This window comes from Methanocaldococcus indicus (assembly GCF_049554935.1).
Classification (GTDB): Archaea; AGJL01; Methanococci; order Methanococcales; family Methanocaldococcaceae; genus Methanocaldococcus; species Methanocaldococcus indicus.
Window position 1 is genome coordinate 302224 of record NZ_CP186926.1, and the last position, 16265, is coordinate 318488.

Here is a 16265-nt window from a genome sequence, read left to right on the forward strand (position 1 = left end):
AACAGAAAATAAAATAAAATTACTAAATATAAAAAATTATAATGATTTCTTAAAATTAAATTATATAATTTATTTATGCATTACTTAAATCTAATATTAAAGCTACTCTACCATCCCCTAAAATAGTAGCTCCTGCCAATCCAGGAATATTTTTAAGTATTCCAGTTAATGACTTAACAACAATATCCTCTCTTCCTATAACATCATCTACTACTAATCCCATTTTTCCATCACTTTTTTCTATAACAACAACTGTGAGCTCATTATCATCAGAAGTCCTTGTAGGTAGGTGGTGCATTCCTAAAAAGTCTTTTAGCCATATCACAGGAATAATCTCATCTCTATATATTATAGTTTTTATTCCTTCAACATTCTTAACATCATCTTGTTTAACTGTTGTAACATCTAAAACACTTGTTATAGGAATTGCATAAACTTGATTTGCTAATTTCATTAATAATGCTGTAATAATTGCCATTGTTAATGGTAGTTTTAGAACTACTCTTGTACCTTTTCCTTTTTCAGAATATACTACAACACTACCCCCTAAAGATTCAATTTTTGTTTTAACTACATCCATTCCTACTCCTCTACCTGAAACATCAGAAACTTTTTCAGCTGTAGAGAATCCTGGCATAAATATTAAGTTTATAATTTCATGGTCAGACATTTTTTCTGCTTCTTCTGGAGTAATTAATCCTCTTTCAATTGCTTTCTTCTTAATCTTTTCAGGGTCTATTCCCCTACCATCATCTTCAACAATAATTAATACATAATCTCTTTCTCTTTTTGCTGCTAATCTTAATAGTCCTTTTCTTGGCTTTCCTACTTTTTCTCTTTCTTCTGGTGGTTCTATTCCATGGTCTAATGCATTTCTAATTAAATGAACTAATGGTTCAGCTAATTCATCTAATACTGTTCTATCTAACTCAATATCAGTACCTTCCATAACAAATTCTACTTCTTTTCCTAAAGCCTTAGCTAAATCTCTGACCATTCTTGGGAATCTGTTAAATACATAAGAAACAGGAACCATTCTCATGGCCATAACTTCTTCTTGCAACTCATTTATGAGCATACTTAGTCTATTAACAGCATTTTGCAACTCTTTTAGTTGATACTTGTTAGCTATCTGTGCAAAGTTTGCTCTTGTTATAACTAACTCTCCTACTAAATTCATAAGTTTATCTAATTTTTCAATATTAATTCTTATTGTTTTAGTTGTAGGTTTTTTCTCTTCTTTTTTTAGTTGTGGTTTAGGTTGTTGAGCTGCAGGTTTTTTCTCTTCTTTCTTTTCTTCCTTTTTCACTTCTTCTTTCTTTTCTTCTTCTTTTTTACCTTCTCCAGGTTTATATATTTCAACATCTTTTATTTCAGGAATATTTAAGACAGTTTCTTTAATATCATCTTCATTATACTCTTCATTTAATTTAATATATACAACAAACTTTGTTCCATTAAATTCTCCATTTTGTATTTTTTCTAATGGAGGTATAGTCTTTACAATTTCCCCAAGGTTTTGTAATTCTTTAATAACCATATATGACCTAACAGCTCTTAAAAGACACTCATCATCTAAATAAACAATAACTTTATATGCATCAGGAACATCTTCCTCTTCTATAATTTCCTCTTCTTTGACTTCTTCCTCAATTTCTTCAATTTCAACATCTACTTGAGCTATTGCAACATATTCAATCTCTGGAAGACCATCTAAGTGTTTTTTTAACTCATCTAAATCTTTATCAGATAAAAGTAATATTTCAATATATTCAGATGGTTTTTCTTTTAACTCTCCCTCAGTAGGTTTTGATACTAAAACTTCTCCTAAACTTCTTGCTCTTGCTAATACAACAGCTAATCTTGCAGCTTTTAATTCACATTCATCTTCAACTTTTGCTTTTATATGGTAGAGTTTATATCCTTCATCTAATTTTTGTTTTATTAATTCCCCAAATTCAGATAAATCAAATTGTTCATGATTTAATTCAACTTCAAACTCTTCCTCTCTAACAATTTCTTTAATTTCTGTTTTACTTTCTTCTTTAATATTTTTTATTTTTTCAATTAATGAATTTATATCAATCTCATTTAAATCTTTATTCTCCTCTAATAAATTAGCTATCCTCTCTAAAGTATCCATTATTTCCTTTAATACATCTTCAACATTAGGTGTTAATTTAATTTCTTCATTCTCTATACTTTCAATAAACTCTTTAATTGTATCTAAAAGTGGCTTTAAATTTTCAATATTTAATACTTCACAGATTTTATAGAAAACATCTAAAGATTTTTTGATACTCTCAATTATTCCTTTTATTTCATTAAAGTCAATTTCTTCCTCAGTAATCTCTATCTTTTCTTTAAATACTTTTTTAACTTTTACAACACTTTTAGGATTTTTAAATTTAACAACTATTTTTTTTATTTTCTTAGTTGTTTCTGTTTTAGTTTCTTGTTGCTCTTCTACCTTTTCCTCTTTTTTCTCTTCTTCTTTCTTTTCTTCTTTGATATCTACTTTTCCTTCCAAATATTTTGCCTTTAATCTTTGAATTTCATCAATTATAGCTTGAAAATCAACACTTGTTTCATAATTTCCTGATTTCACTTCTTCTAACATTGTTTCTAATGCATCTAAACATTTAAAGAGCATATCAATAATTTCAGAAGTAACTGGAATTTGCCCATTCCTAATATAATCTAAAATATCTTCCATATGGTGGGTTAATTCAGATATATGAGTTAATCCAACAGTTCTTGCTCCTCCTTTTATAGTATGTGCAGACCTAAAAATTTGATTTACTAAATCTAAATTATCAGGATTTTTTTCTAATTCTAATAGACACTCATTAATAGTTTGAATATGTTCTTCTGCCTCCTCTACAAATACATCTAAATATTCCTCCATAATGTCTGTCATACATTATCCCCCAAGAATTTCTCTACAGAACTTAACAATTGCCTTAGGTATTTCAGATGGAGGCAGAACTGCATCAGCTATACCCATTTCAATAACAGCTTTAGGCATACCAAAGACAACACATGTCTCTTTATTTTGAGCTATAATTTTTCCTCCTTTTTCTTTAATCTTTTTAAATCCATAAGCTCCATCTCTACCAATTCCAGTTAATATAACTCCTACAGCTTTACCACCATAAACATTTGCAACAGAATCAGCAGTAACATCTACTGCAGGCCTACAACCATTAACTTTAGGCATTTGATTATCTAAGGCAATATATACATTGCTTCCTCTCTTTCTTAATAACATATGATAATCTCCAGGAGCTATATACACATATCCAGGTTGTACTCTTTCTCCATGCTCAGCTTCTTTAACATTCAATACAGATACTTGATTTATTCTATCAGCAAATAACTTAGTGAATCCTGGAGGCATATGTTGGACTACAAATATTGGGGGCATTTTTTTAGGTAATTTGGATATAATTTCAGTTACAACTGGTGGTCCTCCTGTAGAGGAACCAATGATAACACACATCTCACTTAGCTTACTTTCAGGGAATGGTAGTTCTTCAACAACTGCTCCAGGAACTTTAGGTTTTTCTTCTGCTGGTTGTTGCTGAGTTGAAGTTGTAGGTCTTGTTATTGGTCTTCTTCTAACTAATTTAGCTTTTGCAGCTTGTTTAACTTTTTCTATAATCTCTTGTCCTATCTTTCTAATATCTAATGATATACTTCCAGAAGGTTTAGGAATAAAATCAACAGCTCCAGCTTCTAAAGCTTCAAATGTAACTCTTGAACCTTCTTTTGTTAGAGCTGAGAGCATTACAATAGGTGTAGGTTTAATTTCCATTATTTTTCTAACTGCCTCTAAACCATTCATTCTTGGCATTTCTACATCCATTGTAATAACATCTGGCTCTAACTTTTTAACTAATTCTATTGCCTCTAAACCATCCTTCGCAGTTCCTACTACTTCAATTTCAGGGTCAGAATTTAATATGTCTGAGATAACTTTCCTCATAAATGCTGAATCATCTACTACTAATACTCTAATTTTTTTGCCAGCCATTTAATAATCCCCTCCTAAATCTATATCTAATAAACTTGATATATTTAATAAAATAATTAATCTTTTATCTAACTTAATAATTCCATCTATATACTCTCCTGCAGTTGATTTTTTAATTGAACTAACTGGCGTAATTGTATCTTTGGATATTTGCATAACATCATTTACTCCATCAACTAAAATTCCAAAAGTTTGATTATTAACCTCAATAACCATAACTAATAACTCTTCTTTATCATCTAAACTTTCATAATTATCATAAATTCCTAATTTACCTTTTAAATCAATAATTGGAGTAATTTCTCCTCTAATGTTGGTTACTCCAACAATATAACTTGGAGCATTTGGTAATGGAGTAATATCTCCTTTCTTTAATTTCAAAACTTCCCTAACCTCATCAACTTTTAATCCATATTCGTTTTCCCCTAACTTAAAGACCACAATTTTTAATAACTCATCATTACTCATACTTTCTAACCCCTAACTAATTTATAAATCATTGAAAATAATATTTTTGCTGATTAAATATATATGTTATTGTTTATGTTCTAAATTTTCCTAACTTTGGTGAGTAAATGGAACCAAGAGATATTGTATTAAAAAAGAGTGAAGATATTGAAGGAATAGAAATAGAAGGTCCTTGGTTAGATGAGAATATAAAGTTAGAGGATATTATAAAAAGCTACTATCTAAAAATAGGCTTTCAAGCAACTGAATTAGGAAAAGCAATTAATATATGGAAAAGAATTAATGAAGAGAGAGAAGATATAACTGTATTTTTAGGATATACATCAAATATTGTTAGTTCAGGTTTGAGGGAAATAATTGCTTATTTAGCTAAACATAAACATATAGATGTGATAGTTACAACTGCTGGAGGAGTTGAGGAAGATTTTATAAAATGTTTGAAACCTTTTATCTTAGGAAATTGGAAAGCTAATGGAAGAGAACTTAGAGAAAAAGGAATTAATAGAATAGGTAATATTTTTGTTCCAAATGATAGATATATTGAATTTGAGAAGTATATGATGGAGTTTTTTGATACAATAGATAAGATAACTGCCTCAGAGTTCTGTTATAAATTAGGAGAATTTATAGACAAAAAACTTCCAAAAGAAAAAAAAGAAAAATCTATTCTATATTGGGCATATAAAAATAATATTCCTATCTTTTGTCCAGCTATAACTGATGGTTCAATAGGAGATATGCTCTATTTCTATCAAAAATACAACAAAAGAAAGATAATTATTGACATATCAGAGGATATAATTAAACTAAATGACTTGGCTATTAATGCAAAAAAAACTGCATGTATTGTTTTAGGTGGTTCTCTACCTAAGCATGCTATTATCAATGCAAATTTATTTAGAGAAGGAACTGATTACGCTATCTATATAACAACAGCTATTCCTTGGGATGGTTCTTTAAGTGGAGCTCCACCAGAAGAAGGAGTTAGTTGGGGAAAAATTGGTAAAGAAGCTGATTATTGTGAAGTATTTGGAGATGCTACAATAATATTCCCTCTATTGGTTTATTGTGTATTTAAGTGATAGTTAATGATAATCTCAATATTACAAAAAGTTATACCACTAATATTTTTGGGAGTATTTTTATCAAATTTTCTATATTATTCAAATATTATATATTTTCTTCAAAAAAAGCTAAATAATAGCTATGTCCCAATATTGTCTGTTTTCTTTTTTAGCTCTACTTCAGGATGCTATTTATTAAAAAATCTTTTAGAAAAAAAAGAAATAGATAAAAATTTAATTTTACCTCTTTACATATTAGGAATGTTTGTATTTGGTATTCATGTAATTATATTTTATATAATTCCTGTTGCTATAAGTTTAGGTTATGTGGGATTAGAGTATATAATTATTAGATTTGTTGTTATTTCATCATACTTAATTGTTGGACTAATCTTACTAAGAAAAAATAATGTTCCAAAAATAGAACTAAAACCTAAAAAGTTTTCTTTAAAATTAATCTTTAAGGATACTTTCAAGCAATTTTTTAATATAATAATTGTATTTGTCCCATCAGTATTAATAATTAGTTATTTAATAGATTTAGGAGTATTTAATCATTTTTTAGGAGACTTTTTAGATAGTATTCTTCCACCAAAAGCAATAATGATTTCATTAACTGGTTTAGCAACTATTACAGGGGCTTTAGCAGTTGCTGGAAGTTTATTAGAAAAGAAAGTACTTACTAATGATGTAGCATTAATTTCAATACTATTAGCAGATTTTTTAAATAGAATAGTTTTATATGTTAGGAAATATCTACCAATACATACCTCAATTTTTGGTAAATTAGGTATAAAATTAGCAACAATTCAATTTCTTATATATGAGTTATCTTTATTAACTATATTGGTAATATTCCTTTTATTTTAAGAGGGTTAGTATATATATTATTCCAATTTTAATTTAAATATTTAAATGTGTGATATAATGACTCAAATTGAATCTGCAAAAAAAGGAATTATAACTGATGAGATGAAAACAGTTGCTAAATATGAAGATATAGATGTTGAGAAACTTAGGAGATATGTTGCTAAGGGATATGTTGTTATCCCAAAAAATGTAAATAGAGATATTAAAGCAGTTGGAATTGGAAAAGAACTAACTACAAAAGTAAATGCTAATATAGGAACTTCTCCAGATTTAGTAGATATTAACTTAGAGGTAGAAAAAGCTAAGATAGCTAAAAAATATGGAGCAGACACTATAATGGATTTAAGTGTTGGTGGAGATTTAGACAAGATTAGAAAAGAAATTTTAAAAGCTGTTGATATTCCATTAGGGACAGTTCCAATATATGAAGTAGCTAAGATTGCTAAGGAAAAGTATGGAAAAGTTGTAGAGATGGATGAGGATTTAATATTTAATGTTATAGAGAAGCAAGCTAAGCAAGGAGTAGATTTCATGACACTACATTGTGGAATAAATAAAAATTCAGTTGAAAGATTAAAAAGAAGTGGAAGAGTTTTAGGAGTTGTTAGTAGAGGAGGTTCTTTTTTAGTAGCTTATATTTTACACACAGGTGAAGAAAATCCTCTATATAAAAATTATGACTATTTAATGGAGTTGTTGAGAGAGTATGATGTAACTATCAGTTTAGGAGATGGACTAAGACCAGGATGTTTGTTAGATAATACAGACAGAGCTCAGATAGAAGAACTTATAATTTTAGGGGAATTAGTTGAAAGAGCAAGGGAGATGAATGTTCAAGCTATGGTAGAAGGTCCAGGACATGTTCCTCTAAACTATATTGGAACAAATATAAAACTACAAAAGAGATTATGTAAAGAAGCTCCATTCTATGTCTTAGGACCAATAGTTACTGATATAGCTCCAGGATATGACCATATCACCTCAGCTATTGGTGGGGCATTAGCAGGATACTATGGAGCAGATTTCTTATGTTATGTAACTCCTGCTGAACATTTAAGATTACCAAATATTGAAGATGTTAAAGAGGGAGTTATAGCTGCAAAAATAGCAGCTCAAGCAGCAGATGTTGCAAAAGGAAATAAATTAGCTTTAAAAAAAGAAAAAGAAATGGCTTATGCAAGAAAAAATCATGATTGGGAAAAAATATATAATTTAGCAATAGATAAAGAGAAAGCTAAAAAAATGAGGGAAGAAATTCCACCAAAAGAAGAAAAAGCTTGTTCCATTTGTGGAGAGTTTTGTGCTCTATTAATGGTTAAAGAATTCTTAGAAAAAAATAAAAAATAATTTTTAACATTGAATATTTTAAAATTAAAAAATTTTGAAAAAATATATAAACTTAAACAATTAATTTTTAAATGCTCAAAAAAATGATAGGGCGGCGGGGATTTGAACCCCGGACCACCCGGTTATCAGCCGGGCACTCTGACCAGGCTGAGCCACCGCCCTACAACAAAGGCAAAAATAAAATAAACAAAAGTCATATATAAAGCTTTTGGTTGTAATAAATTATAATATATGGTGGAATAAATGTTAAAAAAACTTCTGATATTGATATGTAGTATATTACTACTTTCTGGATGTATAAACAACAATCAAAACTCAACACAAATAAAGACACAGATAAATATTGAAAATATTGATGTTAAGGATATTTTATCTATGGGATATTATGCAAATAGCTTAGGTTATGTCAATGTAAAAAAACTTTCTAATACTCCTTTATCTCAAACATTAGTTTATGTTTTAGCTCCTGTTTATAAATTAGGTGTTAAGCAGGAGGATATTAATTATGTTATTTCTATGAAAGTAAATAATACACCTATATTACTATACTCTATAAACAAGGAGATTATTATAACTACTTCCCAAGTAGGAAAATATAATGGAGTTGATATCTACAAATCTGGTGATGTGTATTTATCTGTATATGACAACTATCTAATTATATCAACAAATCAAAAAGGAGTAGAGCTTGGAATATTATCTTTAAATAATAACAAGATAAAAAAAGAGTTTGAAGATATTTTAAAATATACTGATAAGAGCTATGATGCATTAAATACATTTGTAAATAAAACATTAAATGTAACTTACAACAACAAAACATACAATTTAAAGATGATGTGCTATTTTGAAGGTGTAAATTTAAATAACAATATACTCTATGACAAGTTAATTATAGCTTTCAACAACAAAACAGCAGCAGATATAGCCTACAATATAACTTTAAATCAAGCCAAAAACAATACAAAAAATATGAATATATCAAAAATAGGAAATGTATTAATAATAACTTCTAAATCTCAGCTAAAATAACATATAACTCTTCAAATGGAATTTTTTCTTTTTCTAAAATTTTTGTTTTAAATCCTAATCTCTCAAATCTTTCTAATGTTTTATTTAAGTTTGTTAATGAACTTTGAACAATAACAACTCTACCATTTTCTTTTAAGTAGTTTTTAACTTCATCTATAAATCTATCTAAAATTTCTCTTCCATCTTTTCCTCCATCAAATGCATAATTTAGATAACTATCTATTTTATCCTCTTCAACTGTTGGAAGATATGGAGGATTAAAAACTATAATATCAAATTTTTTATTTATATTTTCAAATAAGTCACTTTTAATAACTTCTATATTTACATTCTCAATATTGGCATTTTTCTTAGCCAACTCAACAGCCTTAGGATTTATATCTGCTGCTAAGACATTAGCTCCTCTCTTAGCAAGTTCAATAGCTACTATTCCTGTCCCTGTTCCCATCTCCAAAACATCTTTATCTTTCACATCAAGCTTTTTTAAAGCTCTTATTAGAAGATAAGTATCTTCTGCTGGTTCATAAACATCTCTATCCAATAGCATCTTTTAACTCCTTTCCTAATTCTTTACCAAACTTAATAGCTCTATCCAAATCATTAATACTACATTTAATTTTTTTAGATAATTCAAAATATTTCTCTTGTGTAGAAACTCCAACTTTTAGAGTTAATATATTATTTTCAAAAACAGCAAGAGCACCAAATGGGACAGAACATCCAGAACCAAATTCATTTAAAGCTGCTCTTTCAGTTTTAACTTCTAAAAAAGTCTTTTTATGGTTAATTCTTTTAAGAATTTCTTTTATATCATTATCGTCTTTTTTGTATGCAATAGCTATAACACCCTGAGCAGGAGCTGGTAAAATATCAGGATAGAATATTTTTAAATCACCTAAATCTATATTTAACCTTTTTATACTTGATTCAGACAAGACAATTGCATCATACTCTCCATTTTTTAATTTTCTTACTCTTGTATCTATATTTCCTCTTAGAAGTTTAAATTTTGCATTTGGAAATAAATTTTTTAAAAATGCTCTTCTTCTTATACTTGATGTTCCAATTGTTATATCTTCTTTTAGCTCATTTTTATATAGTAATATATCTTTATATCCATCTCTTTCTAATACAAAATAATCAAAATTAGGATTCCAGATAGTTGGAATATCTTTTAAGCTATGGACAGCAATATCTATCTCACCATTTTCTAATGAAATATCCAATTCTTTTGTAAAGGCACCAATTCCAATATCAGAGATTTTCTTATCTAAAATTTTGTCTCCTCTTGTTTTTATTATCTTTATTTCCACTTCATATCCAAGTTTTTCTAATTCTTTTTTAACTTTTTCAGCCTGATATAAAGCTAATTTACTTCCTCTTGTCCCTAATCTTATCATTTTTTCCCAATAATAACTGATTTTTTATTAAATGGATTTGCTCTTACACATAAAGAATAAAGGTAAGGATAGTTTTCTTTTAGATGTATTAAATAGTTTATCCATTGGATAACCAACATTTTATATACTCTCAAAATATCATTTTTTAAATGCTCTAAATCTTCCTTTGGTAGATTATCAAGATTCTCTCTTTTTTGAAGTTCATCAGCTAAATGAAAAACAGCTAATAAAAGCTCTGTAAAGTCCTCATGCTCCAATAGTATTGGATTCTCTAACAATCTTAAAAGGAACTCTCTATTTCTCTCCAAAATATTCTTTAATTCATATAAATCAATTTTATTTATATCTATATCAAAATTATAGTTCTTTAAAATGTCTTTAACTTTGTTATATTTCTTTAAATCCCAAGAATCATCTATATTGAGTAAATCTTTTATATTGTTTTTATCAGCTTTAACAATAATTTTTAATAGTTCATCACCAACAGCATTAAAAAAAGCTCCAATAACCATATTTAGCTTTTCTAAAAGAATATATTTCTCTCTATGTTCTAAAACTTTCTCTACAATGATAGTTATAAGTAATACTTCAATAGGAACATAACAAAAATAAAGATATTATTATGATTTCCTTCTTATTCATAATTTATCCTTTAAAATTCCAAATTTCATCTCCAACATAATGAATATTTTTTATAGCTTTTCCTTTATCTTTTTCTTTAATTTCTTTTGCAGAGAGTAAAGCTATACCAACACAAATAGGTTTTTTATGCTTCTCATCTAAAACAACTACTACATCCCCTTCTTCAATATCTTCATCAATCTCTACAATTCCAGGAATCATCACGTCAGCACCATTTATTAAATATTTTATTGCTCCCATATCAATAATTACTTTTTTAAAGTCAGCTGGATACTTAGTTAGAAGATTTATTGTAGGGAAGATTTTATCATCAATCTTTATAGCTATTGGTTCTTTATCAGAAAGAATTAAATCAAATTTATCAGTTATAACCAACTCCAAACCTTTCTTTGGTAAAATATCATCTTTAAAAATTTTAGCCAACTCTTTTTTAATATTTTTTATCTCTTTCTTACTTAGATAAAACCTTTTTTTTATTTCCATCTATCTACCCTCTTTTTGTATATTTTCTAAGATATTAATAGCTTTTATACTATTTTTATCTAAATTTCTTATTAAAAGTAATTCTTTTTTCCACTCATTTGGATTTTTACCTCTCCATACAGAAAGTATTTCACCAACATATTTTAAGTTTATTTTACCAAAAACAACAGCAGTTGTATATATAAAATCTCTAACATTTTCCCAAGTTAAAAAATCTTTTGGTTTATCAAAAGATACATATATAGGAATTATATTTGTTAAAGCATCTAAGTTTGAGAAAAATTCTTTATCAGATGTAATAACTAAAAGCTTACCATTTTTATCTTTTAAAAACTCTAAAAATGACTCTTTAATTTCATTATCTCCTTTTCCTTTGTAGGGAATTATAATACAATTTTTATTTTTTAAATATTCAACCTGAGACAATCCTAATTTAAATACTCTATCTTTTGGAGATGGTTGATTTTCAAAATCTTTATCTTTTGGATTTTTTATTTTATAAAATTCAGTGGAGAGTTCATTACTAACACTTTCTGATAGCACAAAATTTGGAAGTATTTTTTCTTTATTATTCTCTAAAAAATCAATTAATTTCCTTGGAATTTGATTTATTAGAGCATTAGTATCAAAGGTTATATAGTAAGTTTCTTTCTCCTTAAATTTATTTAATAAAGAATTAAAAAATTCTTCTTCATTCAACCAAGTTTCAAAATCATAAGTATATTTAACTTCATTTATAGAATTTAAAATATTGTTTATAAAATTACCATAGAGCTCATCATCTAATTTAATATTTTTATTTACTTCAACTTTTGCTTTATTGTCATTTAATAAAGTTATTTTTGCAAATTCTTGGCCATTTACTTTTATTTTTGTAGTATGTTTATCAAACAAATACATATTGTTTAAAATTGCCATTAAATTTTCTCTATTAACTTTTTTGTTATCTTTACCATCAATTTTTAAAGGATTTTTATCTATTTTCTCATTTTTTAGCCAACTATTAAATTCATAAAGCTCTTGAATAGAAAATGGAATTAAGAATAATGGATAATTCATATATTTTAAATCTTTTAGATGTAAATAATAAACTTTATCACATTTATATTTTCCTTCTACTCCCTCTAACCCAGCAAATAATGAAAATGCACTCATAAACTTTCTTCCAGGAGTTATATCTATGGCAATTTCATTGTTTTTTAATTTTTCATTTTTTATTATTTTTTTTAAAGCATTGGAGAATTCCTTAATATTTTCCTCACTAACTTTATAATCTTTGTTTATTTCAACTTTAAAATTGTATTCATTAGATAATATATTTACCCACTTTTCTAATTTCTCTAAATTGTGTTTAACTTTATCATTCCATAAAAAATAAATTTTATCTGGAAGATAGCTATCTCTAACAATTGCAAACCATAAGGTATTAAAAACTGCATAAGGTGAAGTCCCCACAGTAGTTATCCAAATTTTCATATTTTTCCCTTAAATTTTTTCTAATAACTTTTTACAAATATTAATAATCTCTTTTGCATTCTCTTTATAATTATTTAGGTTCTCTAAGTTTTTTCTTCTACCAGCATGAGATAATGTATTTCTTGTATTTTGAATTAAATTCCAGGCTCTAACTAAATCTTCTTTTATACCTTTTTCTAAAATAATTTTTTCTATTTGAGTAACTTCTTCTTTAATATTATTATCTATTTTTTTATTTTCATCAATTAATTTATATATTGCATTTTCAGCTATCATTCTACTATTTTCATAATCTAACCAATTATCTGTTAAATTTGCTAAATATAATATATAATCAATTATCCACTCTCTAATAGATTGATAAAATTGAGGAATTAATTCAATTGAATACTGATACTCAGCCACCTTAAATAACTTTATTAAAATGTCTTTATTTAACTCAGATATGTTGTTTCTTCTTCTAATTTTATATCCAAAATCTGTAAAACTAAAAATATCCTCTTTTAAGTATTCAACAGGTGGTAAGTTAGAGCTAATTTCTTCAATTAATTTCTTTTTGTTATTAAGTTCATTAGCTTTTTCTAATGTCCATAAGTTGTGGTTGTAGTATATGGAGTTAGATAGATTAATAAGTGTATTTACAAAAGATTTGTTATTTATTAGATTTTTAAATTCATCAGCTTTCCCATATTCTTTTAAACTTTTAGTTGCAAAAATCCAATTAGATAGTTCTATAGCTTTTGTTACTTCAATTATTGGAGAATATCCTAATTTTCTACTAACTTCATAAGCTCCATAATATACTCCACTTATCTTTATATTTTTAGTTTCTTTTAAAAACAACAAAATTAAAAACCCTAAAAAAGGAAGATATCTTAAACTATGAGTAATATCTAAGATAATCTCTTTTTCTTTTGGAACACTTTCATAGATATTTTTAAAAAGTGTCCATAAATCTTTTTCTTCTTCTACATTGGGAATATCTACAACATTAATTCTTACATTCAGATTATTTAACAAATTTTTTAATTCATTAAGATTTTTATGCTCTTTAACTTCAGGAGTAGCATAAACAATAACTTCATCAATCTTAAAATGTTTAACTAATACTTCTTGAATAAATGGAGTTCTATATTCTTTATCATCAATTTTATATGTAGTTTCTTGATAGTTTCCAGTTCCTAAAAATGTTAAGAGTATCATTCTATCCCCTCTATTTTTATCCATCCCAATGGTTTTTTAGCTACTAATCCTCTACTTTGAATATATCTAACATAAAAGGTCTTAGTGGATGGAAATTCATAATAATTTCTTGCTTTTCTCCAAGCATTAAATGAATTTCTATTATTTTTATATAAATTTAAATAAAATCCTTTTATTGTATTAAATAAAGATAGACTTTTATCATTTTTCCAAAATAACAAATATAATGTCTTACTAATAAATCCACCAGCAAATCCTAAATTCAAAAATATAGAATTTGAGTTATTTATTTCATCTAATAAATCTTTATAGAAGTTAATTATTTCCTTATTATATCTCTTATTTAATTCATACTCAACAATTGTTTTAGAGAAGTTATTACAGATATCTTTTAAGAGTTCATAACCATCTTTATAGTTAGTTTCTAACATCTCATTTACTTTTTTTATAAATTCATCCTCAACTTTAATTTTAAATTTAAATTTTCCTTCATAGTATGCTTCCAAATTTATTGGAATTCCTTTTGTAGTCCTTGTTCCTTTCAATCTTTTAGTTTGGATAAATCTAAACTTTTTCTTAGTTAGTTCTAAACTATCAGAAACTTTTAAATATTTAAAAAAATCATTTTGTATATTTTTTTGAATTCTTCCTTTTTTTATATTTATTTTTCCTTCAATAGCTTTAACTTCTGCTGCTATTCCTTTTTCATGAATTGGAATTTCTCTACTGTTAATTATTTTCAACAATTCAGAAAAATGATTATCATAGTATTTAAATAAATAAGCTGTTCTTATAGCCCCTTTTATGGAACTTCCTGGAATATAATAAGAGTTATTTGTGGTTATGAACTTTTTTACTCTTGTCCTACTGTTTGATTTAATTTCTGAATATATTTCTTTAACAACATAATCTTCTGGGTTTAAATTAAATTCTTCTAAAAGTTCTTTGGCATTAATTTCTACCCTATTCCCAAAAGTATTTTGTAGTATAAGCTCACTAATTTCATTTATAGCATTTATATCTCCTAAATCTTGAAGAGCTTTTTCTAAATCTACTATTTTAGCTTTGTTATTTTCTATATAGTAATCTAACTGAGTGTATTCATCCCCACAGCCTATAAAAATTGGTGATAGCAATTCAGCTTTTAAAATCATCGTTCCACCTTTTAGTTGGAAGTAAAATAGGTTTTCCATGAGTATATACAGAATGAGATTTTTCTTTAATATTTGGAGTAGTATCTACAACATTTCCAACAAAATTATTTTTAACAATACTACCTTCTGAGAGTGCTAAAATTGTCTTTTTCCTTTTTGTTAAATATTTAAAATATGTTGATGAGTAAATATATCCTCCTAACTCTAAAAGTTTGTAATATTCAATATTTTTAATATCTTCCTCCTTAGGAATACCTACACCTAAAAGCATTTTATATTCACAATCTTCATTTTTATCAAAAATTTCTTTTAAATTATTAGGAATATCTTCTATCTCAACAGTTTCAAAAAATCCAGCTCCAGAAGTTCTTTCTCCACCTAAACCTTCATCTTCAATTAGTTTAATACTTGCATCAATTTTTTTTGTTGTATCTTTATCTAACCCATTATAATCAATTAAAAAATAAAATTCTACATTGTTATTTGGTTTGAAAAACTCTACACTATAAAGCTGTCCTTTTTCTAACTCCAAAGTAATATTTTTTATTCTATCCATAGCTATTTTATGCTCTATTTCTTTTCCAAAGAGTGACTCTTTATTAATCATATTTCTTATTTTGTCTATTTCTTTATCTGTTAGTATTATATTCCCATATTTATTTTCAAGAATTTCTTTTAAATTATTATGCCAGTAGTTCTCATCTTTTTCATTATTTAAAAGCTCTTTATAAAATCCAATTGAGAAATAACTAATCTTTTTTACATCTTTTGGCTTTATTCCTTCCATTATATGCTTATTATCTAAGATATAAAAATATGGATGCTCTGGTTTTGGAATTAAAAAAATATCTTCTATCTTTGGATATAATGATGATAATCTTATATTTTTTATTTTTTCTATGTCCAAATCATTAGAGACATAAAGTTTAACATAGTTATTTATTATGGTTGAAAAAATTGTATTTGAGTGTAAAAAGTAAGAAGTGCTTTCCAAAGAACCTGTTCCAAAATGGAATTTGGAGTTTATTTTTGGCTTTAAAACAACAACTTTCATTATTTCTCACCAAAAGGTTAGATAATAAATTAAAAT

At 26.5% G+C, this 16265-nt stretch carries 15 protein-coding genes and 1 tRNA gene; 4 read left to right on the forward strand and 12 right to left on the reverse strand.

What is annotated here, in order from left to right; genetic code table 11:
- Nucleotides 1-73: 73 nt before the first annotated feature.
- From ACPB8Q_RS01815 to ACPB8Q_RS01825, 3 genes are read right to left on the reverse strand one after another with little or no spacing between them, the layout of a single operon-like run.
- Nucleotides 74-2920, reverse strand: coding sequence for a chemotaxis protein CheW (locus tag ACPB8Q_RS01815; protein ID WP_423792963.1), 2847 nt, complete (start codon nt 2918-2920; stop codon nt 74-76).
- Between the two features lie 3 nt (nt 2921-2923).
- Nucleotides 2924-4036 carry a protein-glutamate methylesterase/protein-glutamine glutaminase gene (locus ACPB8Q_RS01820; RefSeq protein WP_423792964.1) on the reverse strand — a complete coding sequence of 371 codons (1113 nt, stop codon included), beginning with the start codon at nt 4034-4036 and terminating at the stop codon, nt 2924-2926.
- Nucleotides 4037-4504, reverse strand: coding sequence for a chemotaxis protein CheW (locus ACPB8Q_RS01825; RefSeq protein ID WP_423792966.1), 468 nt, complete (start codon nt 4502-4504; stop codon nt 4037-4039).
- A 107-nt stretch (nt 4505-4611) separates the two neighbouring features.
- Between ACPB8Q_RS01825 and ACPB8Q_RS01830 the strand changes: the two genes are divergently transcribed.
- Genes ACPB8Q_RS01830 through thiC form a run of 3 tightly spaced genes read left to right on the forward strand, consistent with a single transcriptional unit; the run spans nt 4612 to nt 7785 of the window.
- Nucleotides 4612-5586 (forward strand): deoxyhypusine synthase, encoded by a 975-nt coding sequence (locus tag ACPB8Q_RS01830; protein WP_423792967.1) that lies wholly within the window; start codon nt 4612-4614, stop codon nt 5584-5586.
- 6 nt (nt 5587-5592) lie between these two features.
- On the forward strand, nt 5593-6438 hold the full coding sequence (locus tag ACPB8Q_RS01835; RefSeq protein WP_423792968.1) for a hypothetical protein: 846 nt from the start codon (nt 5593-5595) through the stop codon (nt 6436-6438).
- Nucleotides 6439-6495: 57 nt separating this feature from the next.
- Nucleotides 6496-7785: a phosphomethylpyrimidine synthase ThiC gene (thiC, locus tag ACPB8Q_RS01840; RefSeq protein ID WP_423792969.1), complete on the forward strand. Its 1290-nt coding sequence runs from the start codon at nt 6496-6498 to the stop codon at nt 7783-7785.
- Between the two features lie 87 nt (nt 7786-7872).
- Here the strand turns inward: thiC and ACPB8Q_RS01845 are convergent.
- Nucleotides 7873-7947, reverse strand: a tRNA-Ile gene (locus ACPB8Q_RS01845).
- Between the two features lie 81 nt (nt 7948-8028).
- Between ACPB8Q_RS01845 and ACPB8Q_RS01850 the strand changes: the two genes are divergently transcribed.
- On the forward strand, nt 8029-8817 hold the full coding sequence (locus tag ACPB8Q_RS01850) for a hypothetical protein (RefSeq protein ID WP_423792970.1): 789 nt from the start codon (nt 8029-8031) through the stop codon (nt 8815-8817).
- Here the strand turns inward: ACPB8Q_RS01850 and ACPB8Q_RS01855 are convergent.
- The 8 genes from ACPB8Q_RS01855 to csm4 all read right to left on the reverse strand — a co-directional run bounded on the left by ACPB8Q_RS01855 (nt 8798) and on the right by csm4 (nt 16229).
- Entirely contained in the window at nt 8798-9364 is a 567-nt protein-coding gene (locus ACPB8Q_RS01855; protein ID WP_423792971.1) for a class I SAM-dependent methyltransferase, read from the reverse strand. The genes ACPB8Q_RS01850 and ACPB8Q_RS01855 overlap by 20 nt on opposite strands.
- Nucleotides 9351-10217 carry a hydroxymethylbilane synthase gene (hemC, locus tag ACPB8Q_RS01860; protein WP_423792972.1) on the reverse strand — a complete coding sequence of 289 codons (867 nt, stop codon included), beginning with the start codon at nt 10215-10217 and terminating at the stop codon, nt 9351-9353. Before hemC ends, ACPB8Q_RS01855 begins: the two co-directional genes overlap by 14 nt.
- On the reverse strand, nt 10214-10729 hold the full coding sequence (locus tag ACPB8Q_RS01865; protein WP_423792973.1) for a hypothetical protein: 516 nt from the start codon (nt 10727-10729) through the stop codon (nt 10214-10216). Before ACPB8Q_RS01865 ends, hemC begins: the two co-directional genes overlap by 4 nt.
- Before the next feature lie 133 nt (nt 10730-10862).
- On the reverse strand, nt 10863-11342 hold the full coding sequence (locus ACPB8Q_RS01870; RefSeq protein WP_423792974.1) for a DUF1947 domain-containing protein: 480 nt from the start codon (nt 11340-11342) through the stop codon (nt 10863-10865).
- On the reverse strand, nt 11343-12818 hold the full coding sequence (locus ACPB8Q_RS01875) for a hypothetical protein (RefSeq protein ID WP_423792975.1): 1476 nt from the start codon (nt 12816-12818) through the stop codon (nt 11343-11345).
- A gap of 9 nt (nt 12819-12827) precedes the next feature.
- Entirely contained in the window at nt 12828-14021 is a 1194-nt protein-coding gene (gene csx2, locus ACPB8Q_RS01880; RefSeq protein ID WP_423792976.1) for a TIGR02221 family CRISPR-associated protein, read from the reverse strand.
- Nucleotides 14018-15175: a type III-A CRISPR-associated RAMP protein Csm5 gene (gene csm5 / locus ACPB8Q_RS01885; RefSeq protein ID WP_423792977.1), complete on the reverse strand. Its 1158-nt coding sequence runs from the start codon at nt 15173-15175 to the stop codon at nt 14018-14020. Before csm5 ends, csx2 begins: the two co-directional genes overlap by 4 nt.
- Nucleotides 15159-16229 (reverse strand): type III-A CRISPR-associated RAMP protein Csm4, encoded by a 1071-nt coding sequence (gene csm4, locus ACPB8Q_RS01890; protein ID WP_423792978.1) that lies wholly within the window; start codon nt 16227-16229, stop codon nt 15159-15161. The genes csm5 and csm4 overlap by 17 nt, the downstream gene beginning before the upstream one ends.
- Between the last annotated feature and the right edge of the window lie 36 nt (nt 16230-16265).

Excerpts from the sequence above, each read along its gene's own strand:
- ACPB8Q_RS01815 (WP_423792963.1), bottom strand. The coding sequence starts at position 2,920 with ATGACAGACATTATGGAGGAATATTTAGATGTATTTGTAGAGGAGGCA.
- ACPB8Q_RS01820 (WP_423792964.1), bottom strand. The coding sequence starts at position 4,036 with ATGGCTGGCAAAAAAATTAGAGTATTAGTAGTAGATGATTCAGCATTT.
- ACPB8Q_RS01825 (WP_423792966.1), bottom strand. The coding sequence starts at position 4,504 with ATGAGTAATGATGAGTTATTAAAAATTGTGGTCTTTAAGTTAGGGGAA.
- ACPB8Q_RS01830 (WP_423792967.1), top strand. The coding sequence starts at position 4,612 with ATGGAACCAAGAGATATTGTATTAAAAAAGAGTGAAGATATTGAAGGA.
- ACPB8Q_RS01835 (WP_423792968.1), top strand. The coding sequence starts at position 5,593 with ATGATAATCTCAATATTACAAAAAGTTATACCACTAATATTTTTGGGA.
- thiC (WP_423792969.1), top strand. The coding sequence starts at position 6,496 with ATGACTCAAATTGAATCTGCAAAAAAAGGAATTATAACTGATGAGATG.
- ACPB8Q_RS01850 (WP_423792970.1), top strand. The coding sequence starts at position 8,029 with ATGTTAAAAAAACTTCTGATATTGATATGTAGTATATTACTACTTTCT.
- ACPB8Q_RS01855 (WP_423792971.1), bottom strand. The coding sequence starts at position 9,364 with ATGCTATTGGATAGAGATGTTTATGAACCAGCAGAAGATACTTATCTT.
- hemC (WP_423792972.1), bottom strand. The coding sequence starts at position 10,217 with ATGATAAGATTAGGGACAAGAGGAAGTAAATTAGCTTTATATCAGGCT.
- ACPB8Q_RS01865 (WP_423792973.1), bottom strand. The coding sequence starts at position 10,729 with ATGGTTATTGGAGCTTTTTTTAATGCTGTTGGTGATGAACTATTAAAA.
- ACPB8Q_RS01870 (WP_423792974.1), bottom strand. The coding sequence starts at position 11,342 with ATGGAAATAAAAAAAAGGTTTTATCTAAGTAAGAAAGAGATAAAAAAT.
- ACPB8Q_RS01875 (WP_423792975.1), bottom strand. The coding sequence starts at position 12,818 with ATGAAAATTTGGATAACTACTGTGGGGACTTCACCTTATGCAGTTTTT.
- csx2 (WP_423792976.1), bottom strand. The coding sequence starts at position 14,021 with ATGATACTCTTAACATTTTTAGGAACTGGAAACTATCAAGAAACTACA.
- csm5 (WP_423792977.1), bottom strand. The coding sequence starts at position 15,175 with ATGATTTTAAAAGCTGAATTGCTATCACCAATTTTTATAGGCTGTGGG.
- csm4 (WP_423792978.1), bottom strand. The coding sequence starts at position 16,229 with ATGAAAGTTGTTGTTTTAAAGCCAAAAATAAACTCCAAATTCCATTTT.